The sequence below is a fragment of the Methanosarcina horonobensis HB-1 = JCM 15518 genome, from assembly GCF_000970285.1.
In the GTDB taxonomy this organism is placed as follows: domain Archaea; phylum Halobacteriota; class Methanosarcinia; order Methanosarcinales; family Methanosarcinaceae; genus Methanosarcina; species Methanosarcina horonobensis.
In genome coordinates this window covers 816810-841097 of the sequence record NZ_CP009516.1, presented here as the reverse complement: position 1 = coordinate 841097, position 24288 = coordinate 816810, and the positions used below count along the sequence as shown (strand labels likewise).

Annotated in this window: 22 protein-coding genes and 3 tRNA genes; 22 read left to right on the top strand and 3 right to left on the bottom strand. The window is 45.6% G+C overall.

Annotated features, from left to right (window positions below):
• Positions 1-228: 228 nt before the first annotated feature.
• Positions 229-468, bottom strand: a complete 240-nt coding sequence (locus MSHOH_RS22530) for a hypothetical protein (protein WP_082089230.1) — start codon at positions 466-468, stop codon at positions 229-231.
• Positions 469-1517: 1049 nt separating this feature from the next.
• Here MSHOH_RS22530 and MSHOH_RS03765 point away from each other — a divergent pair.
• The 8 genes from MSHOH_RS03765 (at position 1518) to MSHOH_RS03730 (ending at position 7082) form a co-directional block, all read left to right on the top strand.
• Positions 1518-1590 (top strand) — tRNA-Asn (locus MSHOH_RS03765).
• Positions 1591-1699: 109 nt separating this feature from the next.
• A tRNA-Ile gene (locus tag MSHOH_RS03760) sits at positions 1700-1774 on the top strand.
• Positions 1775-1856: 82 nt separating this feature from the next.
• Positions 1857-1929, top strand: a tRNA-Asn gene (locus tag MSHOH_RS03755).
• A gap of 464 nt (positions 1930-2393) precedes the next feature.
• Positions 2394-3317 (top strand): beta/alpha barrel domain-containing protein, encoded by a 924-nt coding sequence (locus MSHOH_RS03750; protein ID WP_048137484.1) that lies wholly within the window; start codon positions 2394-2396, stop codon positions 3315-3317.
• A 112-nt stretch (positions 3318-3429) separates the two neighbouring features.
• Positions 3430-4863, top strand: a complete 1434-nt coding sequence (gene pyk, locus MSHOH_RS03745) for a pyruvate kinase (RefSeq protein WP_048137482.1) — start codon at positions 3430-3432, stop codon at positions 4861-4863.
• 177 nt (positions 4864-5040) lie between these two features.
• Entirely contained in the window at positions 5041-5955 is a 915-nt protein-coding gene (locus MSHOH_RS03740) for a hypothetical protein (RefSeq protein ID WP_048137480.1), read from the top strand.
• Positions 5956-6270: 315 nt separating this feature from the next.
• Entirely contained in the window at positions 6271-6594 is a 324-nt protein-coding gene (locus MSHOH_RS03735) for a tetratricopeptide repeat protein (protein WP_052730696.1), read from the top strand.
• Between the two features lie 74 nt (positions 6595-6668).
• Positions 6669-7082 (top strand): tetratricopeptide repeat protein, encoded by a 414-nt coding sequence (locus MSHOH_RS03730; protein ID WP_239451197.1) that lies wholly within the window; start codon positions 6669-6671, stop codon positions 7080-7082.
• 151 nt (positions 7083-7233) lie between these two features.
• Here MSHOH_RS03730 and MSHOH_RS03725 read toward each other — a convergent pair whose 3' ends face one another.
• Positions 7234-8424, bottom strand: a complete 1191-nt coding sequence (locus MSHOH_RS03725) for a geranylgeranyl reductase family protein (RefSeq protein WP_048137477.1) — start codon at positions 8422-8424, stop codon at positions 7234-7236.
• 344 nt (positions 8425-8768) lie between these two features.
• On the opposite strand from MSHOH_RS03725, the gene nifH reads away from it, so the two are divergent.
• From nifH to MSHOH_RS03675, 10 genes are all read left to right on the top strand, one after another.
• Positions 8769-9590, top strand: coding sequence for a nitrogenase iron protein (nifH, locus tag MSHOH_RS03720; RefSeq protein WP_048137475.1), 822 nt, complete (start codon positions 8769-8771; stop codon positions 9588-9590).
• A gap of 42 nt (positions 9591-9632) precedes the next feature.
• Positions 9633-9950, top strand: coding sequence for a P-II family nitrogen regulator (locus tag MSHOH_RS03715; RefSeq protein ID WP_048137474.1), 318 nt, complete (start codon positions 9633-9635; stop codon positions 9948-9950).
• A gap of 24 nt (positions 9951-9974) precedes the next feature.
• Positions 9975-10352, top strand: coding sequence for a P-II family nitrogen regulator (locus MSHOH_RS03710; protein ID WP_048137472.1), 378 nt, complete (start codon positions 9975-9977; stop codon positions 10350-10352).
• A 2-nt stretch (positions 10353-10354) separates the two neighbouring features.
• Entirely contained in the window at positions 10355-11953 is a 1599-nt protein-coding gene (nifD, locus tag MSHOH_RS03705) for a nitrogenase molybdenum-iron protein alpha chain (RefSeq protein ID WP_048137470.1), read from the top strand.
• Positions 11954-11966: 13 nt separating this feature from the next.
• A complete protein-coding gene (gene nifK, locus MSHOH_RS03700; protein ID WP_048137468.1) occupies positions 11967-13337 on the top strand; it encodes a nitrogenase molybdenum-iron protein subunit beta in 1371 nt (456 codons plus the stop codon).
• A gap of 145 nt (positions 13338-13482) precedes the next feature.
• Positions 13483-15036, top strand: a complete 1554-nt coding sequence (nifE, locus tag MSHOH_RS03695; RefSeq protein ID WP_048137466.1) for a nitrogenase iron-molybdenum cofactor biosynthesis protein NifE — start codon at positions 13483-13485, stop codon at positions 15034-15036.
• A 12-nt stretch (positions 15037-15048) separates the two neighbouring features.
• A complete protein-coding gene (locus tag MSHOH_RS03690) occupies positions 15049-16635 on the top strand; it encodes a nitrogenase component 1 (RefSeq protein WP_048137464.1) in 1587 nt (528 codons plus the stop codon).
• On the top strand, positions 16632-17429 hold the full coding sequence (modA, locus tag MSHOH_RS03685) for a molybdate ABC transporter substrate-binding protein (protein WP_239451195.1): 798 nt from the start codon (positions 16632-16634) through the stop codon (positions 17427-17429). The genes MSHOH_RS03690 and modA overlap by 4 nt, the downstream gene beginning before the upstream one ends.
• A 41-nt stretch (positions 17430-17470) precedes the next feature.
• Positions 17471-18136 (top strand): molybdate ABC transporter permease subunit, encoded by a 666-nt coding sequence (gene modB / locus MSHOH_RS03680; RefSeq protein ID WP_048137460.1) that lies wholly within the window; start codon positions 17471-17473, stop codon positions 18134-18136.
• Between the two features lie 19 nt (positions 18137-18155).
• Positions 18156-19286, top strand: coding sequence for an ABC transporter ATP-binding protein (locus MSHOH_RS03675; RefSeq protein ID WP_048137458.1), 1131 nt, complete (start codon positions 18156-18158; stop codon positions 19284-19286).
• Between the two features lie 462 nt (positions 19287-19748).
• On the opposite strand, the gene MSHOH_RS23385 is transcribed toward MSHOH_RS03675, so the two are convergent.
• Complete coding sequence (locus MSHOH_RS23385) at positions 19749-19976, bottom strand: hypothetical protein (protein ID WP_158024034.1); 228 nt, start codon at positions 19974-19976, stop codon at positions 19749-19751.
• Positions 19977-20092: 116 nt separating this feature from the next.
• Between MSHOH_RS23385 and MSHOH_RS03670 the strand changes: the two genes are divergently transcribed.
• Genes MSHOH_RS03670 through nikC form a run of 4 tightly spaced genes read left to right on the top strand, consistent with a single transcriptional unit; the run spans position 20093 to position 24284 of the window.
• Positions 20093-20848 (top strand): class I SAM-dependent methyltransferase, encoded by a 756-nt coding sequence (locus MSHOH_RS03670; protein WP_162197600.1) that lies wholly within the window; start codon positions 20093-20095, stop codon positions 20846-20848.
• A gap of 2 nt (positions 20849-20850) precedes the next feature.
• Positions 20851-22422, top strand: coding sequence for an ABC transporter substrate-binding protein (locus MSHOH_RS03665; RefSeq protein WP_048137456.1), 1572 nt, complete (start codon positions 20851-20853; stop codon positions 22420-22422).
• Between the two features lie 10 nt (positions 22423-22432).
• Positions 22433-23392 carry an ABC transporter permease gene (locus MSHOH_RS03660; RefSeq protein ID WP_048137454.1) on the top strand — a complete coding sequence of 320 codons (960 nt, stop codon included), beginning with the start codon at positions 22433-22435 and terminating at the stop codon, positions 23390-23392.
• On the top strand, positions 23385-24284 hold the full coding sequence (gene nikC / locus MSHOH_RS03655) for a nickel transporter permease (protein WP_052730694.1): 900 nt from the start codon (positions 23385-23387) through the stop codon (positions 24282-24284). Before MSHOH_RS03660 ends, nikC begins: the two co-directional genes overlap by 8 nt.
• The last annotated feature ends 4 nt before the right edge of the window (positions 24285-24288 follow it).

The following is a 24288-nucleotide window of genomic DNA, read 5'->3' as shown; positions in this document are numbered from 1 at the left end:
CTGATGTTTGTTTGACAAATAAGCTGAATTTTTCCTTTTTTAAGTCTTTTCTTTTTTTAAATCGAATTTTTATTCTTTTTTCAAATAGCAAGCAGAAAATTACCGGTAAAAACTGAAAACAAAAAAGTTAAAATTAAAAAGAAAATAAGGAGCCTTTTCAGGCTAGTTTTGAAAAAAGCAGTTTCCTTTTTATTACATTTCTCTAAATCTAAACCTTTTTTCTCCAGGTTAAGTTTCAACCATAGTTTTTAATGTATTTTTAGAAAGATTAAAGTCTGCCGTAGAAGATACCCTGTGGGCAGACAGCGGTCTCTGGACACGGAGCATGTTAACTCCCCCCGATAAACATGCTTCCGAACTCACACGCCCACAACTCCGGCAGTAGTAGAAGACATTCGAACCCATTACCTGGCGTTTTAGCCTGGTATCACACGCACTGCAAAACTTGTGAATATCGAAGTTTTTCATTGAGATTCCTCATTCGTAAATCATTATTGAATCGAGCCTTGCAGTGCCTATTTTTGTCCAGTACCTGCAAATACTACAGTACTGGGTCTTGCCGTCTGAGCTAACTTTCAGTTTGGCATGGCATTTTGGACATATTTTTAGATGTTTCGTTAATAAACCCCCTAGAAATTCCATTTTTAAAACTACAGAATTTGAGCGGTCAAAAGTCCCATAGAACCGAGGGTTTCCTTTACAGTACCATCAGATAACCTGAATAAAATACCCACAGTACAGAGAAAGCTGCTACCCTCAAACCCCTGAAGTTAACAATTTAAAAGCCGTTTTCGACATTTAACTGAAGTAAATTGAAATTCCCCGGACAGACCGCAGATAAAGGTGTTTTAAGCTGACTGAATATATCGCTTAAAAACTAGATCTGTACGATTTCGTTGTATTAATGCTACAACAAGTATCAAATATATTGTTCCTGAAAGGATATAAGGATTGGCTTGAAAATAACTATTTTTATATGTAAGTAAAAGGCAAAAGGATGCCATCAATGGAAATACTATAAAAAGAATGCAGAAACAAACAGAAAAAAATGCCAGATATTGGACTGAAGGTGTTAGTTGAATGGGTACCAAATTTAATATTAATAAAATAAAATATTAATCGAATAAGTATTAAATCTAGCTTATCCTCATTAATTGGATATATTTATCAAATGAAGACATTCATTGGATGGACATAAATTAAATTGGAATCGAATAAGACAATTTTTAATCGGCGTTAACTGTAAATAATTAATAAAAATACTAAAAAGCGGGACAAAGATGCAGAATTAATAATTAGTGAAATGAGTATTCATTAAGTTGAACTGGAAAAGATAAAGTTGTTGCTGATCAAAAAGTTGTTATCCAGGTATAGTAAAGGTTTGCACCATTGAGCTCTTTTTAGAACATTAGAAAGCTGCCTGTGGGAAGAGTTTCAAGCGAAATATATAAATACAATTATCGCTTTAGAAATGTTCGCGACAGGGTAAGCAATAACTAATACACCCGATTATGTAAGCCGCTTTAACTCAGTTGGTAGAGTGTCTGGCTGTTAACCAGAATGTCGTAGGTTCGAGCCCTGCAAGCGGCGTAAAACTTTTGCAGAGATTCCAGCGTTTTTTCCATGAAAATAAAAACACTTGCAAAAAGTTTATTATTAAAGCCATACTAAAAAGTACTGAACATTACAGAAACAAAGAGGGCCTGTAGCTCAGTCAGGTTAGAGCGCTCGGCTCATAACCGAGCGGTCACCGGTTCAAATCCGGTCAGGCCCATAAACAACCCATAAAACATATATCCTAAGAATCTCTTGTATGAGAAGGTAAAAATAGAAACAGAAATCATTTCAATCATAAAGCCGCTTTAACTCAGTTGGTAGAGTGTCTGGCTGTTAACCAGAATGTCGTAGGTTCGAGCCCTGCAAGCGGCGTAAGAAATCTTTGCTCTTTTGCTTAAAATTACACGATCATCCGAATCTTTTAGTCTTTTGTTTTTGTCTTTTATTTTTGTCTTTTGTTTTTGATACTGGCTTTTAGCTTTATCTTTTTTCGTTCCTTAACCTTGATAATTGACCGGGCTTTAAATTTCCGAAACGCTTAATAATTCAAAATTGAATATTTTTTGTTAGCAGTAAGGGTTTGGGAGATATCAGGGCGTTTTGAACGGCAGGACTACTGAGTTTATGTGACAGCAGCCCACTGAGAAAATTATTAAATATAGTAGAGAAGAATAAAGTAAATAAACCATACCTTGGAAATAAAATAGACAAATAATCATTTCTGGTGAATAAAGTAAATAAATTACTTCTCATATTACTACTACCTTCTAACTGAACTGTTCTGGTACTACATACAATCCTATTGACTGCTATCAATCAGACTGAGGTTTATACACATGGTTTCAATTAACAAAGAAGACGTAATCGTACCTTTAGATGTCCCTAAAGCAATGCGTGAGACATATGTAAAAAACTACATGGAAATCACGAAGGGCAGCGGCAGATTGATGCTTTTTGCCGGGGACCAGAAAGTAGAACACCTGAACGATGACTTTTTTGGAGCAGGAGTTCCTGAAGACGATGCTGACCCTGAACACCTTTTCAGGATTGCGGCTCAGTCAAAAATAGGAGTTTTTGCAACCCAGCTAGGGCTTATTGCCCGTTACGGCATGGACTATAGAGATGTTCCTTATCTTGTAAAGGTAAACTCCAAGACCAATCTGGTTGAAACCGAGCAGGCTGATCCTTTCAGCAACCTCTGGTATGATGTTGATCAGGTAGCCGAATTTAAGGAGAACAGCGGGCTCAACATCCTTGGCGTTGGATATACGATTTATCTTGGCAGCGAGTTCGAAGCCGAGATGCTTGTACAGGCTGCCCAAATAATTTATGATGCCCACCAGCATGGAATGTTGTCCGTACTCTGGATTTATCCCCGCGGGGCTGCTGTAAAAGATGAAAAAGACCCTCATCTGATTGCAGGGGCAACAGGAGTGGGAGCCTGCCTCGGAACCGATTTTGTGAAGGTCAATTACCCGAAAAAGGAAGGTGCAAAGTCTGCTGAGATCTTCAAGGAAGCCGTCAAAGCAGCAGGGCGTACTAAAGTCGTTTGCGCTGGCGGTACAAGTGACGAAGCCGAAGCATTCCTCAAAAAACTCCATGACCAGATCCATATTTCCGGAGCCGAAGGGAATGCAACCGGGAGAAATATCCACCAGAAATACCTGGATGAAGCTGTCCGCATGTGCAATGCTGTCTACGCCATAACCGTCGAGGATTCAAGTGTTGAAGATGCCCTGAAGATTTACAGGGGAGAATAAACAGAGAATTGAGACAAAAGGGTTGAGACAGGAATTTCCTGAAAGAACATAAAGGAAATACGAAATTTTTTAAAAGGAATTTAACCCTGAGATATACTGAGGCCGTGTTAATATGGAAATCCCGGACCATAAGACAAAGATCGTCTGCACAATAGGACCTGCCTCTTCTTCTGAAGAGAGGCTCAGGCAGCTTATGCTTGCGGGCATGAACGTAGCAAGGATTAACTTCTCCCATGGAGACTTCGAGAGTCATGCCAGAGTTATCCGAAGCGTCCGCAAGGTCGCAGACGAACTGGGCAGGACAATTGCAATCCTTGCTGACCTGCCAGGCCCGAAAATCCGCATAGGTAAGCTCGAAAAAGAGCCCATTATGCTCCATAAGGGGAACCTGATAACCCTTACTGTTGAAGACACTCCGGGAAATGAGAAGCGGATTCCTGTCAGTTATAAACAACTTCCTGAAAGCGTATCTCCCGGGAGCCTCATCTACCTTAGTGACGGGTTCATACAGCTCCGCTGCATAGAGATCTCGGGAAAAGATGTCCTCTGTGAAGTCCTTATTGGAGGGCAGCTCTATTCCCATAAAGGGCTAAACCTTCCAGGGGCGAAGATTTTCCTTGACCCCGTAACCGAAAAGGACTTTAAAATCCTTGAGTTTGCCCTTGGAGAGGAAATTGATACTTTCAGCATCTCTTTTGTCGAAAATGCAGGAGACATTCGAAAGGTCCGGAATTTTGCTGCATCCAGAGGAAAGCAGGTATATGTTGTCTCAAAAATCGAACGCAGGCAGGCTGTAGAAAATATTGAAGAAATTCTTGACGAAACCGACGCCCTCATGGTCGCAAGAGGAGACCTGGGGGTTGAAATTCCTATCCAGGAAGTCCCTTCAGTCCAGAAAGAATTGATCCAGAGGTCAAAACTCCTGGGAATTCCTGTGATTACTGCAACCCATATGCTGGCTTCCATGACTGACAATATAAGACCCACGCGAGCCGAAGCTACAGATGTTGCAAACGCTATCCTTGACGGGACGGATGCTGTCATGCTCTCGGAAGAGACTGCAGTTGGGAACTACCCTGTGGAAGCCGTTGAGATGATGGCAAAGATTGCAAAGACCACGGAAAACTGGCGCTCCCGAACAAAATGGGGGCTTGATACAATGCTCAAAGCGATAACTGCCAGAGAAATGTCAGTGGACGAAGTAATCACCCTTCAGGTCTACGAAGCCCTGCAAAAACTGCCTGTTGCAGCCGTACTGACTCCGACAAGAAGCGGAGCGACTCCTCGCAGAATCTCGCGCTTCAATCCTGACCCCTGGATCCTGGCTTTCAGCCGCGTCCCCAAAACCTGCAGGTTCCTTTCTCTGTCTTATGGAGTCTACCCCGTTCTTGTAAAGGAATCTACTGAAAACTGGGAAAAGGAAACCACGGAAAAAACAAAAGAACTGGGGTTTGCAAGGAGCGGAGATATCGTAATTTTTACTCAGGGCCCTGCTTCCGGAAAGCCGGGGGGCACCAATATGCTCAAAATCCTGACTCTTGAATGAACTCAAAGTTGGGTGAAACCTGAGAAAAATCAAGTTTGGACTTAAAATTTTCAATTATCATAGAAACTATTTTTATATTAGAAAATTGATATGAAAACATTTTATTACAATACGTTTAGATAACATATGTGTTTTTTACACTCAAAATAACTTACTTTATGTTATGAGGTTTCATTTATGAAACGAAAGAGTTCAGCAACAAAAAACCAGAAGTATCTGGCTATCTTCCTGGCAGTAACAATGTTCCTTTCTGCCTTTATGATATTTTTCACAGGCAATTCAAAAAATAGTGATGATGATGTCTCCACTTCAGAAACCGGAGGAGAACTTATCACGGTTCCGTTCTCACAGATTCAAGGCAAACATGTCCAGCACGAATTTAACTCCATTGCCGACGGATTGGAAATGTCTCCAGAAGGAGTGACAAATGCGGTGTACGTTGACCTTCAAAAAACCGAAGGAACCCCCATGGAAGCTGTCTTTGGAAACAAACAGGCTATGAATGTTTCTTTCTCTTATGGCGCTGATGTTACAAAAAGATATGGTGCAAGTTATGGCAATGAAAGCGGCTTTGAACTGCATCAGATTCCTGAGCAGAAGATAAGCATGCCTATGAATACCCAGGTAATGCCATATGAGGGATATCAGATCCTCGACCGGACAAACGGTACTTACAACATCTGGAACGTTGTTGGAAGCCCTGCTATTATAGGACCCATTCAGAATGTAGTCGGCATTATCGGTATCCTTGAAGGAAATAAAACATCTGCCACTGAGTACGACCATATTTTGAGCCAGGCGGACCTTGAAGGAAGTGTCTACCAGGAAGTAGCCAAAAAGACAAATTCCTCAGATATTCCTGCCGAGCAGTACTACAGAGACCTCAAAAAAATGGACGACGGAAGTTACATACAGACCTCCATCTACCTTAACCCTGAACCCGAAGTGAACGAAAAGATCACAGCTTACCAGGCAAACGCGAGCGAACGTGGAGTGACCTACAACGTAACTACCCTTGACAACATTACTAAACTGGTAATAAGTTCAGACTTTGAGAGTGTGTATAACGAAAGTCTCCTGCTTTCAATGTAAGCAGGCAAACTTTCTTTTTTAATTTTTTTCTTTTTATTTCCAGATTTCTGTTATCTACTGCTTTTTCTGTGGCATATTTCAGTTTTCCACAGACCCCGTATCTTACTTCCGATTTTTATCTTTAGGCTATCCTGCCATTTTCTCTTCCTTTTTGTAAGACCGCTTCCTGTACAGGAGAGCATAATATGGTTGATAAAGGATAGTATTGAGTATACCAGAAAAATTTGTAACTGAATTACTTGCAGTAGGTGAAAGAAAGGTTGAATAAAAATAGAAAGAAGACGTAATTAAACAAAGTAAAAATGAGGCGAGGCTTTGGCAATTTCAAGTTCATTCGAGAGGATATTCCTGAAAAAGATAGGCGGCAAGAACTCCCATGACTGGTTTGAGATGGGGGCGAAGGAAAAAGATCCTGAAAAAAAGATAGAATGCTTTAAAAACACCGTAAAGCTGAAACCGAAGTTCGTAGGCGGCTGGACAGTGCTTGGGAACGCTTATGCTGAGCTGGGCGACTATGAAAAAGCTATGGAGTGCTACGATCATGCCCTTTCTATCTGTCCGCGATATAGAGAAGCAAAGTATAACAAGAAGAATCTGGAGAAAAAGATGAAAGAAGCCTCGTTAAAAATAGAAACCTGAAGAAAAAATAAGAAATCCGAAAAATCAGCCTGCGTGGAAAGCTAATGTGAGATAGGATGAACTGAAGTTTTAATGTGGTTGAATCTACTTTTTTCAAACAGGGAGAACAACAGGCATCACTACATATTTCTATCGACCATGCATATATTCAATGGGAAGTGATGCCATTGGCGTTTCTGGACAAACTGTTCAAAAAGAAAATCGAGGGAAAGACCGTAGAGGAATGGTACGGACTTGCAGTAGCAGAAACTGATCCGGAAAAGAAAATTGAGTACTTCGATAAGGTTCTGGAGTTAAAGCCTGACTTTGCAGGAGCCTGGAACCTCAGAGGGCTTGAATTTGTGGTCATGAAGAGATATGATGAAGCCATTGCCTCTTTTGACAAAGCGCTTGAGATAAGACCGAACTACCCGGAAGCAAAGTACAATAAAGAGGACGCTGAAACCGAACTAAGGAAGATTAAGGCAGCGGAAAATTCGAGCGAGTGAAAAGAAATATCACCTGAGGCACAAGAGAGAATGGAAGAAGAAGAAGAAGAAGAAAAAGTGAAAAAAGAGGAAAAAAAAGGTTAAAAAGCAAAAAAAGGTCTGGAAAGGTTCTCTGACAGGTCGATTTTGCCTGATTGCCAGAACCGAGTATTTATTTTTTCCCGCGGCTCAGAGCCTGAAGCCCGAGTTTTACAGGTCCGGGAAGTTTTCCGCACTGCATGACTTTCATCTGCTCAGGGGAAATAAACTTGAAAGCTGCATTCATGAGGGAATCGGATTTCATAATGCCGTCCATTATCTGCCTTGCATGTACCGAAGTTTCAAGTGCTGGCCCGAACTGAGCTCTCCAGCGCCTGTCATACTCTTCGAGCCTGCACTTTCCAGCCACAAATTCGGCTGCAGTTTCCCCTGCAATTTTTCCCGCAATCATGGCAGGGGGAATTCCCCCTCCATTTGTTGCGATGATATGTCCGGCTGCGTCCCCTACAATAAGAGAATCTGCGGTTGCAGTGTTTGCAGGAGCTCCGTTTACAGGGATAATGCCTGCAATGACATTCATTATAACGGCATTTTTCAATTTTGAACTTGCCATGGGATGGGTCTGCATAAAACGGTGCAGGTACTCTTTTGCAGAAACTCCTTTTTCAGCTATCCCGCTCCGAATCCCGATCCCTACGTTTGCCCTGTCCTCACCTTCGGGAAAGATCCATGCATAACCACCCGGGACATAGTCTTTTCCGAAATACATCTCAAGGGCTTCAGGGTCGATATCGACATTCCTTACCTGGTACTCGATGGCAACAGAGGTCTCCTTTGCTTCCTGTTTGAGGGCAAGACCTTTTGATTTAGCAACCAGGGAGTTTGGACCGTCAGCTCCGATGATCGCTTTAGCCCTGATCATGTGTTTCCCGAAAATTCCTGAAGTCTCAACAGTCGTACCCTCGATTTTTGTAACGCGCGTTTTTATCATAAGTTCGGCTCCTGTCTCTGCCGCCTGCCCTGCAAGGAATTGGTCATACCTGCGCCGGTCAAGGACAAACCCTTTTACAGCAAATTCCTTTGCACTGCAGTTTGGAGGAATAATGCGCTGGGTCTTAATTGACTGCAGCACACAGGAGTCAGGATAATCTCTCAGTGCCTCAGGCAGGTCAGCCTCAGGCAAAAGAGCCTTAACCTCCGAGGCATCCGGGAGAAAACCCGCACATTGAATAGGGCTTCCGATTTCCCTTTTTTTGTCAAGGAGAAGGACAGAGGCTCCATTCCTTGCAGCATACAGGGCGGCAGTGGAACCTGCAGGACCTGCGCCAACCACTATGATGTCATAAGAGGCTTCTGGAATCATGAAAGGGTCTTCCTGTTGTTTATTTTTTCCTCTGCAATTTACTTAGAAATCGTTTATTAATCCTTTCCTGAAAACAGAAATAATAAAGATAAACAATAGAAAATACCCAGATTATAGAAAAACTTAAATAATATTTAATGATACATCGGTTGCCGGTTTCCGGTAAAATGACATAATCATGAATTTCACAAAAAATTACTAAATAATTTCTTTAAACCGCAAAAACAAAAATGCCAATAGATGCTGGTTTTAAGTAAATAAAAAACTATAAATACTATTAGATAGTACAACGGTTACCGGCTTCCGGTAGCCGACTAGAAAGCAAATAAGGAGCAAGGTAAAACATGAGACAGATAGCAATCTACGGAAAGGGCGGTATAGGAAAATCCACTACCACGCAGAATCTTACTGCGGCCCTTGCGACTATGGGAAACAATATTCTTCTTGTAGGGTGCGACCCGAAAGCAGACTCTACCAGAATGCTGCTCGGCGGCCTGAACCAGAAGACCGTACTTGACACTCTCAGAAGTGAAGGCGACGAAGGAGTCAACCTTGACGTCGTCGTACAGCCAGGCTTTGGCAACATCAAATGTGTGGAATCCGGAGGTCCCGAACCGGGTGTAGGATGTGCGGGCCGAGGCATCATCACTTCCATCGGACTTCTCGAGAACCTGGGAGCATACACCGAAGATCTCGATTATGTATTCTATGACGTGCTTGGTGACGTCGTGTGCGGAGGTTTTGCCATGCCTATCCGCGAAGGAAAAGCCAAGGAAATCTACATTGTGGCCAGTGGAGAACTGATGGCCATCTATGCAGCAAACAACATCTGTAAAGGACTTGCCAAGTTTGCCAAAGGTGGAGCCCGCCTTGGAGGTATTATCTGTAACAGCAGGAATGTAGACGGAGAACGTGAACTCCTCGAAGCATTCGCAAAGAAACTGGGAAGCCAGTTAATCCACTTCGTACCCAGAGACAACATCGTCCAGAGGGCGGAAATCAACAGAAAGACCGTAATCGACTTTGACCCCGAATCCAACCAGGCCAAGGAGTACCTGACTCTCGCCAACAACGTCCAGAACAACACCAAGCTCGTGGTTCCGACTCCACTCCCCATGGAAGAGTTAGAAGCCATGATGGTAGAGTTCGGAATTGTTGAGCTGTAATACTGATAATAGACTGCTGGATAGAAAGAGGAGATGAAAACGATGCAAATGATACGTGCAATCATAAGACCTGGAATGGAGTCAAAGGTTGTCGAAAGCCTTGAAAAAGAGGGCTGCATTTCCCTTACAAAAATGGAAGTCTTCGGACGAGGGAAGCAGAAAGGGATTCACATTGCAGACGTGCACTATGACGAGCTGCAGAAGACCATGCTCCTGATGGTTGTTGAAGACGAACACAAGGACAGAGTCATACAGACCATAATGGAAGCAGCCAGGACCGGAAAGTACGGAGACGGAAGGATCTTCGTAAACCCGATTGAAGAAGCCTACACCATAAGGACCGGGAAGACCGGACTTTAAGCCGGATTTTCGGAGGAAAATTCCGTGAAAGAGATTACGGCAATAATCAGGATGAACAAAGTCCAGAAAACCAAGGATGTTCTCCTTGAATGTGGCTTTCCCTCCTTTACCGTAAGAAGGGTTATGGGCCGCGGTAAGCAAAGAGGGCTCTGCTTTGAATTTAACCCGCCACTGCCGGAACCTGAAAAAGAAGCAGAGACCTGTATTCGTTTCATTCCAAAACGTATGTTCACCATTGTTGTGGACGACGAAAACGTAAACGAAGTGGTCCAGAAAATTATCGAGGTAAACCAGACCGGAAATCCGGGAGACGGAAAGATTTTCGTGTCAAATATTACTGAAGCAGTCCGCATCCGGACCGGAGAAAGCGGAGAAGCGACCGTTAACAAGGAGTTGATGTAAGAATGGGAGCGGAAATAGATCCAGGAATTGAAGACAAACAGCAGCTTGTTGATGACATGCTGAAAGTGCTCCCGGAAAAAGCTGCAAGGAACAGGAGAAAACACATAGTTGTCAGGGACTGTTCCACAGAACAGCATATTGAAGCCGACGATAAGGTAATTCCTGGCATCCTCACAAACCGCGGCTGTGCCTTTGCAGGTACCAAGGGTGTGGTCTTCGGGCCTATCAAGGATATGGTCCACCTGGTCCACGGCCCCATAGGTTGTGCTTACTTCACATGGGGCACCAGGCGAAACTTTGCAAAGGCAGAAGAAGGCGAAGACAACTTCATGAATTACTGCGTATGCACGGACATGAAGGAAACCGATATCGTCTTTGGGGGAGAGAAGAAGCTCAAAAAAGCCATTGATGAGGTTGTGAAAATCTTCAACCCAGGAGCTATCAGCATCTGTGCAACCTGCCCTGTAGGGCTTATCGGAGACGATATCGAATCTGTTGCAAGAGAAGCCGAAAAAGAGCATGGGATCAAAATAATCCCCGCCCGCTGCGAAGGATACAGGGGAGTCAGCCAATCGGCAGGCCACCACATTGCAAGCAACTCCCTGATGGAACACCTGATCGGGACCGAGGAAATCAAGAGCCCCACCCCCTTTGACATAAACATATTCGGAGAGTACAATATAGGAGGAGACCTCTGGGAAATCAAGCCAATCCTTGAAAAAATAGGATACAGAATTGTCTCAAGTTTAACCGGGGACGGGTCATTCCACAAGATATCCCAGGCCCACAGAGCAAAGCTCAGCATTCTCCTATGCCACCGTTCCATCAACTACACTAACCGTATGATGGAAGAAAAATACGGGATTCCCTGGCTGAAAGTCAATTATATAGGCACGAAAGGTACTGAAAAATCCCTGCGGAAAATGGCAGAGTTCTTCGACGACCCGGAACTTACCAGGAAAACCGAAGAAACCGTTGCTGAAGAAAAGGCGAAATATGCGGACGAAATCGAAAGGTACAGGAAAAAACTCCAGGGAAAAACCGCCTTTATTTATGCAGGAGGCTCCAGGAGTCATCACTATATAAATCTCTTTGAAGAACTCGGCATGAAAGTAATTGTTGCAGGCTACCAGTTCGCCCATAGAGACGACTACGAAGGCAGGCATATTATTCCCCAAATCGCTGAAAGAGCTCTTGGCTCAATTCTGGAGGATGTACACTACGAAAGGGACGAAAGCATAGAACCTGCAGTCAGCCCGGAAAGGATTGAAGAGCTGAAAAAGAAAATCGGACTTATGGATTACGAAGGACTTTTCCCCGAAATGAGGAACGGGACAGTTGTCATTGATGACCTGAACCACCATGAGACCGAAGCTCTTGTAAAAGCCCTGAAACCCGACATCTTTTGTTCCGGAATAAAGGACAAATACTGGGCCCAGAAGCATGGGATCCCCTCAAGGCAGATCCACTCCTACGACTACAGCGGACGGTACACCGGTTTTTCCGGAGTCGTGAACTTTGCAAAGGACATAGACATGGCGCTTCACAGCCCCACCTGGAGGTTCGTACGCCCGCCATGGAAAGGAGAAGTAGCAGAGTAAGGAGGGATAAAAAATGTTAGACTATACTCCATGTGAAGAAGTAACCAGAGAAGCAGTAACCATTAACCCTGCAAAAATTTGCCAGCCAATAGGCGCAGTCTATGCAGCCCTTGGTGTCCACAACTGCATGCCACACAGCCACGGTTCACAGGGCTGCCTTTCGTACCTGCGTATGTGCCTGAGCAGGCACTACCGCGAAAACCCCGTTGCAACGACCAGCAGTTTCTCGGAAGGGACCGCAGTTTTCGGAGGAGCGGCAAACCTCAAGGAAGCCCTTGGAAACCTGACTGCAATCTACAGGCCCGAAGTAATTGCCATCCACACCACCTGCGTGGCAGAAACCATAGGAGACGACGTAGGAGTCATCATTGAAGATGTAAGGGCAGAGGAACTCATAGACCCTTCAATCAAGATCTGTGCGGCTTCCACTCCAAGCTACGTGGGCACCCACATAACCGGCTATGACAACATGGTAAAGTCTTTTGTGACCACTTTTGCCAAAAAGACCAAGCCAAACGGAAAACTCAACCTTATCCCCGGTTTTGTGGAACCAGGAGACATCCGGGAAATGAAGCGCATACTCTCAATCATGGGAATCCCTAACATTGTCTTCCCGGACACGACCGATGTCTTTGATGCTCCACTTAACGGAGAGCCTGGTATGTACCCGAAAGGCGGGACTCCGATCGGAGATATAGAGGATTCCGCAAACTCTGTCGGGACGATAGCCCTCTGCAGGATGGCAGGAGGCTCTGCAGCTAGCTACCTTGAAAGCAGGTATAAGGTTCCGGCAAAGATAGGACCTACCCCGATAGGGATAAGGAACACCGACCGTTTCATAATGAACGCAGCAAAGCTTGCCAATGTAGCTATTCCTCCTGAACTCGAGGATGAACGCGGCAGGCTTGTAGATATGATGACCGATGCCCACCCGCATTACCATGCGAAAAAGGTTGCCATCTATGGGGACCCGGACATAATTTTAGGGCTTACGAGCCTTGTACTGGAAATGGGCATGGAACCGAGTGTAGTGCTTACCGGCACTCAGAGCTCTGAATTTGAAAAAGAAGTAGAAGGACTCATAGGTTCCGAGTACCCGGACGCCGATATTATTTCGGGAGGGGACCTCTTCATGCTCCACCAGATCATCAAGCGAAAGCCCGTGGACCTCCTTATCGGCAACACATATGGGAAATTCATATCAAGGGCAGAGGATGTGCCCCTTGTGAGGGTAGGCTTCCCGATCATGGACCGGGCAAATCTGCACTACTTCCCAATCATGGGGTACGCCGGAGCTGCACGACTGGTGGAGCGCATAGGAAACACCCTGCTCGACAGGAAAGACAGAGACGCACCGGACTGGCTGCTTGAAACCATCCAGTAAGGAGTCTGCATATAAAGATATTGATCTGAACAAATCTCAGAGATGATAGAAAACTGACAGTAACAAACTGATAAATTAAAAAATGGGAAAAAGTGGAAAACCGCCGCTGCAAATCTGAAAACAGAAGCAGAGGGGAGTGAAAGAGATGAAAGAACTAACCGGGATAGTGGATACTCTCGAAGAAAGGCAACCGTACATCACCAGAAAGCAGGAAAAGGAACAGGTAATTCCCCTTGCCTGCGACAACACCTCCCTTGCAGGAGCCATCAGCCAGCGGGCATGTGTATACTCGGGAGCAAGAGTTGTCTTGAACCCTGTAACCGACGCAGTCCACCTGGTCCACGGCCCTATAGGCTGTGCAGGCTATACCTGGGACATAAGAGGTGCAAAGTCCAGCGGGGTCGAAACGAACCGCAGCAGTTTCAGTACGGACATGAAGGAGGTCGATGTTGTCTTCGGAGGAGAGAAAAAACTCTCAAACGCGATCGATGAGCTGGTAGGCATCTACCGCCCTCCTGTCGTTTTCGTGTATTCCACATGCATTGTGGGAATTATCGGAGACGACCTGGAATCGGTATGCAAGACAGCAAGCAAGAAGCACAGTATCCCGGTAATCCCTGTAAAATCCGAAGGCTTCAAAGGCAACAAGTCCGACGGATACAAGGCTGCCTGTGATGCCTTAAAGCAGCTTATCAAAAGACCGGAAGAAGAAAAAAAGCCCGGAATAGGCACTGAAGTCAACAGGCCGAAGATCAACATCCTGGGAGACTTCAACGTAGCAGGGGACGTCTGGCTCATCAAACCTCTCTTTGAACAGATGGGGATCGAAGTCATAGTCTCCATGACAGGAGATTCGACTACCGAATCCATCTCAAGAGCAGCGGAAGCAGATCTTAATCTTGTCCAGTGCAGCGGGTCAATGACCTACCTTGCAAAATGGATGCAGAAAGAGTTCGGGATTCCATATCAAACCATAAGTTTCTTCGGAATCGAAGATATTTCCATTGCCCTTCTGAAGACTGCGGAATACTTTGGCTCAGAAGAGATGAAAAAGATAGCAGAAGAAATCCTTGAAGCCGAAACTAACCGGATAATGCCTGAAATTTCCCGGGTCAGAGAGAGTGTAAAAGGGAAAAAGGCTGCTATCTACATGGGCGGACCTGCAAAAGCCCTCACGCTTATCAAAGGTTTTGCGGAACTCGGCATGGAAGTAGTCATTATCGGAACCCAGACCGGGAAAAAGGAAGACTACGAGCAGATCAGTTATTCAGTCCGGGACGGGACAGTCATTGTGGACGATGCAAACCCCCTGGAACTTGCAGACCTGCTCGTGAAACAGAAAGCTGACCTGATGGTTGCAGGCGTTAAAGAGAGATTTATCGCATACAAGCTGGGAGTTGCTTTCTGCGACTTCAACCACGACAGAGTGGTGGAGTTTGAAGGTTTTGACGGTTTTGTAAACTTCGCAAAGGAAGTTGATGCTTCGATCAACAGCCCTGTCTGGAAAGCGGTCAGGCAGAGGACCCTTAAACCCGAGTCTCTGGAGTCGGAAAAAGCCACGGTAGAGTTGGGACAGGAAAAAGCTACCGTCGAAGAAAAGATTTCCGAAAAACCACACGCAAAGAAGTGTAAAGGTATAGCCCTGAAACCGGAGTTTTTACACTCCGGGTCGGATGCTGCAGTTGAGAGTGAGGTATGAGGAGGCAGTAAGATGACTAAAAGAAATTATGCAACCGTGAACCCCTGCGTTATGTGCCAGCCCATGGGAAGTGCCCTTGCCTTTAAAGGGATTGAAAATACTATGGTCCTCTACCACGGCTCCCAGGGATGCAGCACTTACATGCGCCTGCACCTTGCCCATCACTTCAGGGAACCTGTGGACATTGCATCAAGCTCCCTGAGCGAAAAAGGAGCTGTCTACGGTGGTAAGGAAAACATGAAAAAAGGGCTCAAGAACGTCATCAACAGGTACAAACCGAAGGTAATAGGCGTTGCAACCACCTGCCTTGCCGAAACAATCGGAGATGATGTTCCTGCAATTATCAGGGAATTCAAAGAAGAGGAAGGGATCGGAGACGATCTCGAAAAAGATATCATAATCATTCCAGTTTCCACCCCCAGCTATGGGGAAAGCCATGTAAGCGGCTATATAAAAGCCCTTGATGCCGTTGTCAGGAAGTTTGCGGAAAAGCCGGAAGGTCCGGAAAAACCGAAAAGCACGGAAGACGGCGAGATCATGGAGATCATGGATTACATGGAAAACATGGAAATTATGAGGTATACGGAAATCCTGGAAAAAGAAAAGGCAAAGGAAAACGCAAGGGAAGCAAAAAATCCTGACATGGAGGAAGCACCTGATGTGATAGAAGCTTCAAATGGCAAACTCAACCTTATCCCGGTAGAGAGTGTTTCCCCGGCTGATGTGAGGGAACTGAAAGAAATCCTTGCAGAAACTGCAGGGGATTACATCTTCCTTTCAGACATTTCCGAGACCTTTGATGCACCCCTGAGAGAAGAACTTCCAAAAATAGCAGCTGGAGGCACTCCACTTTCCGAGATTGCAGATATGCCCAGCAGCAGGGCAAGCCTCGGTCTGGGTGTTGTCAGCACGAACCTGGCTGTGAAATACCTTGAAGCTTCCCACGGAGTTCCAGGACACAATGTACCCATACCCATAGGGCTCTCAAACACCGACCTTTTCTTTACGGAACTGGTCCGCATCCTTGGCTGCCCCATCCCTGAGAAATATCAGAAAGAAAGGGGAAGGCTCCTCGATGCTATGGTGGACGTGCACAAGTACCTTTACGGTGTAAAGACAGCAGTCTACGGAGACCCGGACACTGTATTTAGCCTGACTACCTTCATGCTGGAACTGGGGATGAACCCGGTGCTTATAGCAACCGGAAGCAAAAGCCGAGACTTTGAAAAGAAAATAAAACAAATCTTTGGAGAGATCAGACCGGAACTGGAACCTGTGGTTCTGGACGGAATTGATTTTGACAGCCTCAACGACGCGGTCAGCGAATGCAGCCCCGAAATCCTGATAGGAAACTCAAACGGTAGATACATTGCAAAAGCCCATGATATCCCGCTTGTAAGGGTTGGCCTGCCAATCCACGATAGAGTAGGCGCACAACGCATCCTTACTATCGGATATAGGGGAGCTATGGAACTTCTGGACAGGATCACCAACACCATCCTTGAAGCTACTGATACTTTCACTGCACCAGTACAGGTAGAACCGGCTGTATATGCAGGCGAGAAAGCAAAAGACGAATGCGTAGAGGGAGCGCAGTGAGCGACAGTAAATCAAAAAAACTGATACTTCCTGCCCTTGCAGCGATTCTCTGCCTTGCCGTACTTGCCCTGATTGCAGCCTCCCCCGGAGCAGAAGAACAGACCACCATCACTGTTTCAGCTGCAGCAAGCCTGACCGAGGCTTTTACTGACATTACACACGAATTTGAAGCCGAGTATCCGGACACAAATGTGGAACTCAATTTTGCAGGTTCGGGGACCCTGAGGATGCAAATTGAGTCCGGGGCGCCTGTTAATGTGTTTGCTTCGGCTTCAGAGAGCGATATGGAACTACTCTATGAGAAGAGCTTGATTGAAAACGATTCAAGGAAGGACTTTGCAGCAAATACTCTCGTAATGGTGGTCCCTGATAAAAATGGCTCTGAAAGTCCCAAATCCCTGGAAGACCTGACTGCAGGCAGCATTGAAAAAATCGCAATAGGAGACCCTGAAATTGCACCTGTGGGAAAATATACCAAACAGGCAATGGAAGACGTCGGGGTCTGGGATGAACTTGAAGGCAAAATGATCCTTGCAGAAAATGTAAAACAGGTACTCACTTATGTGGAGACGGGAGAAGTCGATGCGGGCTTCGTATACATGACAGATGCCGAAAGCGGCCGTAAAGACCTGTATGAAATAACGTACACGGTTCCTGTTAACGAATCGATCTCCTACCCCATAGCAGTGGTAAGCGAATCAGCAAATAAGGAAGAAGCGCAGGAATTCGTTGATTTCGTAACCGGAACCAGAGGACAGGAGATCCTGGCAGAATATGGCTTCAGCGCAGCATAAAATACTCAGAACCTGAAAAACAGTATAAAAAGAGGGATTTGATGGAGATCTTTCAAATAATCGCGACACCACTTCTACTGACTCTCAAGATTTCCGTCATTGCAACCCTCTTTGTGACGGTGCTGGGGATTTTAATTGCTTATATACTGGCAAAAAGGGAGTTTCCCGGTAAATGGTTAGCTGATGTTATGATTACCATGCCTATGGTTCTTCCCCCGACTGTAACCGGGTATATCCTTGTTATCCTGCTTGGAAAAAACGGAGCTATAGGAAGCATCTTCACCAGAATTACAGGAAGCGGGATCCTCTTTACCTGGCAGGCAGCAGCCATTGCAGCCTTTGTAGTCTCTTTGCCCCTGATGGTAAAGACCACCACCTCAGCTATCGGGGCAGTAGACAGGAATATTGAGGAAGCTGCCCGCATTCTCGGGAGAAATGAACTCGAAACTGCGCTCTTCATAACCCTGCCCCTTGCAAAGAAAGGCATTATTGCAGGCTGCGTCCTGAGTTTTGCAAGGGCTGTAGGAGAGTTCGGAGCGACCCTCATGGTCGCAGGGAATATCCAGGGAAAGACCAGCACCATGCCTCTTTCCATTTACGGAGCATACCAGTCAGGAAATAACGAACTTGCGAACCTGCTTGTGAGTATCCTGGTTGTCATGTCACTCATAACGATTGCAGCCACCAGCAAACTGGGAGAACGATGAAAAAAGGTGAGAGTAAGGAATGACTGTTGAAGTTGACATTGAAAAGGAATTCTACGGAAGAAAAAACAGGAAAAAGAAAGGGGAAACCCCCAGCTTTTCAATGAACTGCAGTTTTGATGCCGATTCCGATTTTGTGGTCCTGTTCGGCTGTTCCGGCTCAGGAAAAACCACAGCTCTCCGCTGCATTGCAGGGCTTGAGAAACCTGATGCAGGCACTATAAAAATAAACAGTACCGTTTACTTTGATAGCAGGAAAAAAGTAAACCTCCCCCCTCAGAAAAGAAAAATCGGGTACATGTTCCAGGAAAACGCTCTCTTCCCGCATATGAACGTGCGCCAGAACATCGAGTTCGGGTTAAAAAGTATGAGCTCCGTTGAAAAAACGGATAGAGTAAACGAGATGCTAAGTCTTGTAGGGATAGAAGAACTTGAATTTGCCTATCCTGACGAACTTTCAGGTGGCCAGAAACAGAAAGTCGCACTTGCCAGAGCCCTTGCCCCCAATCCGGAAGTTTTACTCCTTGACGAGCCTTTTTCATCCCTGGATACCGTAGTCCGCCTGAAATTAAGAAAAGAACTGAGGGATATCCAGAAAAGGCTCGGAATTCCTGTAATTTTCATTACCCATGACCCTGTCGAGGCCTTTACTATGGCAGACCGGATGGCAGTCTTTGAAGACGGCATAGTGCAGCAGATAGGTTCCCCAGAGGATATATTCTACCACCCGAAAACCCGCTATGTGGCCGAACTTGTGGGCTTCTCAAACCTCTTTGATAATGCCGTGGTAGAAAGGCACGGGAACGGAGCCGAGTGCACCTTCCTGTGGTCCCTTGGAACGGAGATTACCGCCCCCTATATCGAACGCAAAGCAGGAGACAAAGTTAGCTGGGGCATCAGGCCTGAGAACATCGAGCTTGTGGACAGGAAAAACATGCATGTTATCCGCCAGGAAGACAGGAAAAACCTCTTCGACGGAGTGATTATGAATGTGGTGAATAAAGGCACCAGCAGGATCATGTCCCTTATACTCAAAGAAAGTGAGGACGTCCTGAAGGTAGAGGTTGCAAACCATGTCTTTGACTCATTAAAAATAGGGACCGGAGATGAATGCATGGTCAGACTCAGGGCATCGGATATGATTGTTTTTTGAGCTCCCGAACTGTACAGTAGACTGTGACAGTAGAGTTGAGATTCAAGAGCATTAGATTCTTTTAAGAACAAAAAACTAAAAAGAAGAAGTGTTAAATCAGAATTTAAGTTTAAAAACCTACTTTTTACCTATCTTCTTTTTTATCTATCCTTTTTTCATTGATTTTAGCAGCCATTGATTTTTTCCGATTTCTGTAATTTATTAATTACATCAAATTGGTCGCTGTCTCTATAAACTCTTTATTGTGAAGTGTTTCGGACGATTGACTGATTAGATCAGGATTTAAAAAACTAATTTGAGACACCTGTTTAATACATTTAAAAATATCAATAACAACTAGTAAGATCAAATCAATAATAACTTATACTATAAACGTTATCAAGTCAATAATATAACAAATAATAATACGAAACTCAAAGTAATTCACACTAAAAATATGATGTAAATATGAGTGATAAAATCTCAACAGAGAGATGAAGAATCATAGGGTAAAGCTGCAAAGGAGACCGCATCTGACCATGAGATCCTGCCTGAAATCCCGGTTCTCATTATCATAAGAGTAACAGTATCGATCGTATGATAAGTAGAAGAATCGTTACAGAACAAAGAATCGGGATAGAGGGGAACTACAAAGGGATTGTAGAGAATAGACTCGATGTTGTAAAAAAGACCTGATTGAAAATTTTGCATAATTAAGAGATGACATGTTTTAAGTGAGCAATTGAGGCCCGGAAAGGATATTGAATATACTGTACGGCCGGGTTCAGCTTGCAGCTGAAGCTGCCCTTAACCTCTGGAGGGTGAAGATGAACGAAGACAAACAGGTAATCAGAGATTTCTGGAACTACCGCTCCCAAACATTCGATAAATCTCCGGGGCATTATGCCGCCAGCAAAGAGGAGGAAGAAGCATGGAAGGTGCTCCTCAGGTCAAAACTGGGTAATGCCGAAAAAATTCTTGATATTGGTTCAGGGACAGGTTTTCTCTCACTGATACTCGCCGATATGGGGTACGGGGTTGTGGGAATTGATCTCTCGGAGAAGATGATCACCCGTGCATCCGCCAAGGCAAGAGAGAAGGGATTACCAATTGCTTTTCATCAGGATGATGCCGAAAATCTAGGTTTTGAAAACAACTCTTTTGATGCCATAGTCAACAGGGCGGTTCTCTGGACACTTCCGCATCCGGATATTGCAGTACGTGAATGGATGAGGGTATTGCGGCCAGGAGGGAAGCTATGTTTTTTCCTTCACGAACCCCGCGACGACCGGAAAGTTTCGATCCAGAAACAGGTTCTGAACCTCTGGATACTCCTCTCAGAGAGGAGAAATCCATGGCGCACTCTTGGAAACGGGAGACAGGCTGTAAACCTTCCATACAATGGCGGTGTAAAACCCGGAGTCATTGTAGACCTCCTGAAATCTGCCGGATACTCTAATGTTCTCGCTGAACCCATGCACAGGATTGAGGCCCTTAAACGCCAGCGTCTGCCCTACCCATATAGAATTTCACATGGGCACGGCCAGTTCTGCTACACAGCTGAAAAACCGAAAGAGGATTGAAAATGAAGAGAAAAAGTTTTACACCGCTGAAACTGCTGGCACTCTGCTTCCTTGTCGGATGTATAATTACCGCTTCTGGATGCGTAGGAAAGAGCGCCCAGACCGATGACAACGTTCAGACACTTATCGTTGCCGGACCCGCAGATTTTGATTCAAGAGTAGAGATGAAGATGAATGTCTATGATGTCTTCCTGGACATCAATGCCAATGGAAAACCGATTCCCGGCCATCTTGTCAGTTCATGGAACGAGTCTGATGACGAATTGACCTATATATTCAACCTCAATAAGGGGATAGAGTTCCACGACGGGACGCAATGGAACGCGAGTTCTGCTGCATGGTTCCTGACCTGGTGCAGTCAGGGGCCAAGGAAGAACGATATTGCATTCTTAAAGATATCCAATGTGAGTGAGGTTGATGAACATACAATACAGGTCACTCTGAAAGAACCATATGGAGCTTTCATCAAATCGCTCTCATCGGAGTCGACCAGCCAGGTTATCGCACCAACATCAGTCGAACCTTCCTGGAGTAACGATGGAGAGATCGTATCCTTCATTGGAACTGGGAAGTTCGAGGTTGAGAACTATGTAAAGGCACAGAGTGCAGAATTTGTGAGACATGATCCGGCCTCAGGTGAAGGAATGCTAATTGACCGGATATCGTACCGGGTAATTCCTGATAGCTATGCCAGTGTATCGGCATTGCGTGCAGGTGATGTGGATATCATTGGGGTGGCGGACCACCATTCAACTGTCCCATATGAGCAGATCCCCCAGATGATGAGCGATCCGGATATCATCGTCGAGAAGCAGTCCTACGGAAGATATCAGGTTGTGGAACTGAACTGTAACGAGGGACCATTGAGTGACATCCGTCTCCGGGAAGCGATTAACCTTGGGTTTGACCGGGATAAGATGGTTAAGGAACTCCTTGCCAGCGCCGCAGAACCTGCATACTCGGTCGTATCCCCGACATACCCGTGGGCCAGCAGCCTTGCAGGGACAGAATATACCTATGACCCGGAGAAGGCAAAGAACCTCCTTGACCAGGCAGGATGGGTAGTTGCCGGAGCCGACGGAATTCGGGAAAAAGACGGAAAGAAGCTGACACTTACCTATATCGTTCCCCAGGGTGAAGCAAATTCCGACTCGATTGCTGTCTATATCCAGAGTGAGATGAAGAAAATCGGCGTCGAAGTCAAGATCCTTGTTCTTGAAAGCGGTGCAGCAGGTGAAGAACGTAAAAAGGGCAACTATGACATGTATCTTCACCACAGCTCGGGAGTCCCAAGTCTGCCCGAAGGACCACTTACCGGAAAATATCACTCTACCTGGGGGTCATGGCCGGCATCTTACCACGATGCAGAGCTTGACCAGCTGATCGAAAAAGCCATAGCTACAGGTGCAGATGAAGATTATAGCGCCGCATACCTGTGTATTCAGGAGAAATATGCCTGTATGCCGCTTTATGATATAGAGAAAATCGCTGCATATAAAAAATCTGTGAAAGGCTTCACGTTCCCTGCCTCAATCTATGGTCTCGACCTGAGCACGGTTAGTATTGAGCCTTAAGAGGAGGATCATGGCCGGAGACATACCCATCTTATTAGCAAGAAGGATACCCTGGGCTCTTATAACGATCTTTCTTGCATCAATCCTCTCATTTTCGATAATGTACTTCGCACCGGGAAACCCGGCCGAGATTATTCTAACACAGGAGACAGGAAACGAGCCGACAAGAGAAGCTGTTTTACTTTTTATGAATAATCACGGGCTTGAACAGCCTTTTTTAAAACAGTACGCTGCCTGGATGACAAACCTGTTCTCTGGAAGCCTTGGTATATCCCTCAGGACAGGTGATCCGGTTCTGGAAGAATTCACTGCCCGTTTTCCGGCGACATTCATCCTTACTATGACAGCGATGGCACTTGCACTGGTAGCGGGTATCAGCATTGGTGTACTGTCAGCCATGAGGCCACATTCACCGGTTGACAAATTCGGCAACTTCATCGCGTCAATGGGGACCTCAATACCGTCCTTCTGGCTTGCACTGCTGCTCATCCTCGTATTCTCAATCCATCTGGACATCCTCCCTTCATTCGGATATGGCGGGATACAGCACCTTATCCTTCCGACACTTGCACTCGGGTTCCTCCAGATATCACGAATTTTGAGGATAACACGGGAAAGCATGCTCGATGTCCTCTCCGAAGACTATGTCTTTGAAGCCTATGCAAAAGGTCTGAGTGAGAGAGAGGTTGTGGTGAGGCATGCATTTCGAAACGCTTCTGTACCTGTTGTCACCCAGGCAGGGCTGGATATCGGAACGCTCCTCGGCGGCACAGCTATCATTGAGCAAATCTTCGGATGGCCGGGAATAGGGAACTTTCTTCTGGCATCGGTAATGAGCAGGGACTATCCTGTCATTGCAGGATTTGTGCTCCTTATCGCTTTGATATTTGTTATCGTCAATATTCTCGTTGATATTCTGTACGTGTACATCGATCCGAGGATGAAACCTGGAGGGAACATTCATGAGTAACAATTTGTATGGAAAAGGACAGAGCAGCCGTCAAGGACAGACCGGTCATTCCCTCCAGATCAAGTTCCCACATATGAGTACAGGGGTGATCATCAGCTGCATAATCCTCCTCACCTTTGTGATTATGGCTATCTTTCCCGGTTCAGTAGCTCCCCATGATCCGAATTCTGTAGACCTTAACAACCGGCTTGCAAAACCGGATATGGAACATCCGTTTGGAACAGACCATCACGGCCGGGATATTCTTAGCCGGGTAATCCACGGAACACAAACCTCGCTGGTAACCGCCCTTTCCGTGGTTGCCGTCGGTGTTGTACTTGGCACCTTCATAGGATTGACTGCCGGATTTTTTGGAGGTATTGTTGATCAGACCATTATGCGTACTGTGGATCTCTTCCTGGCGTTTCCGGGGACGATCCTTTCCATAGCACTTGTCGGATTATTCGGAGCTTCGCTCTTCAACATCGTGCTCGCACTCTCGGTGATGTGGTGGGTAAGTTATGCACGAATTATCCGTGGGTCTGTTCTCCAGGTAAAAGAAAAGGATTTTGTCAAAGGAGCCCGGCTCATGGGGGGAAACTCATATTACATCATCAGGAGACACGTACTCCCAAACGTACTCTCCCCGATATTCGCCCTTGCCACACTTGATGTCGGGTCCGCAATTCTTCATATCACAGGCCTGAGTTTCCTCGGACTCGGAGCCCAGCCTCCAACTCCGGAGTGGGGGGCGATGATTCAGGGAAGTATCGCTTTCATGGAGACCGCACCGCAGACAATGATCTTTCCGGGATTGTGTATCGTAATTACAGTTCTCTCATTCAACTGCCTCGGTGACTGGCTGAAAGAGAGAATTGATCCGGTGAGGGTGGAAAAGGCTGACTTTCAATAAAAGG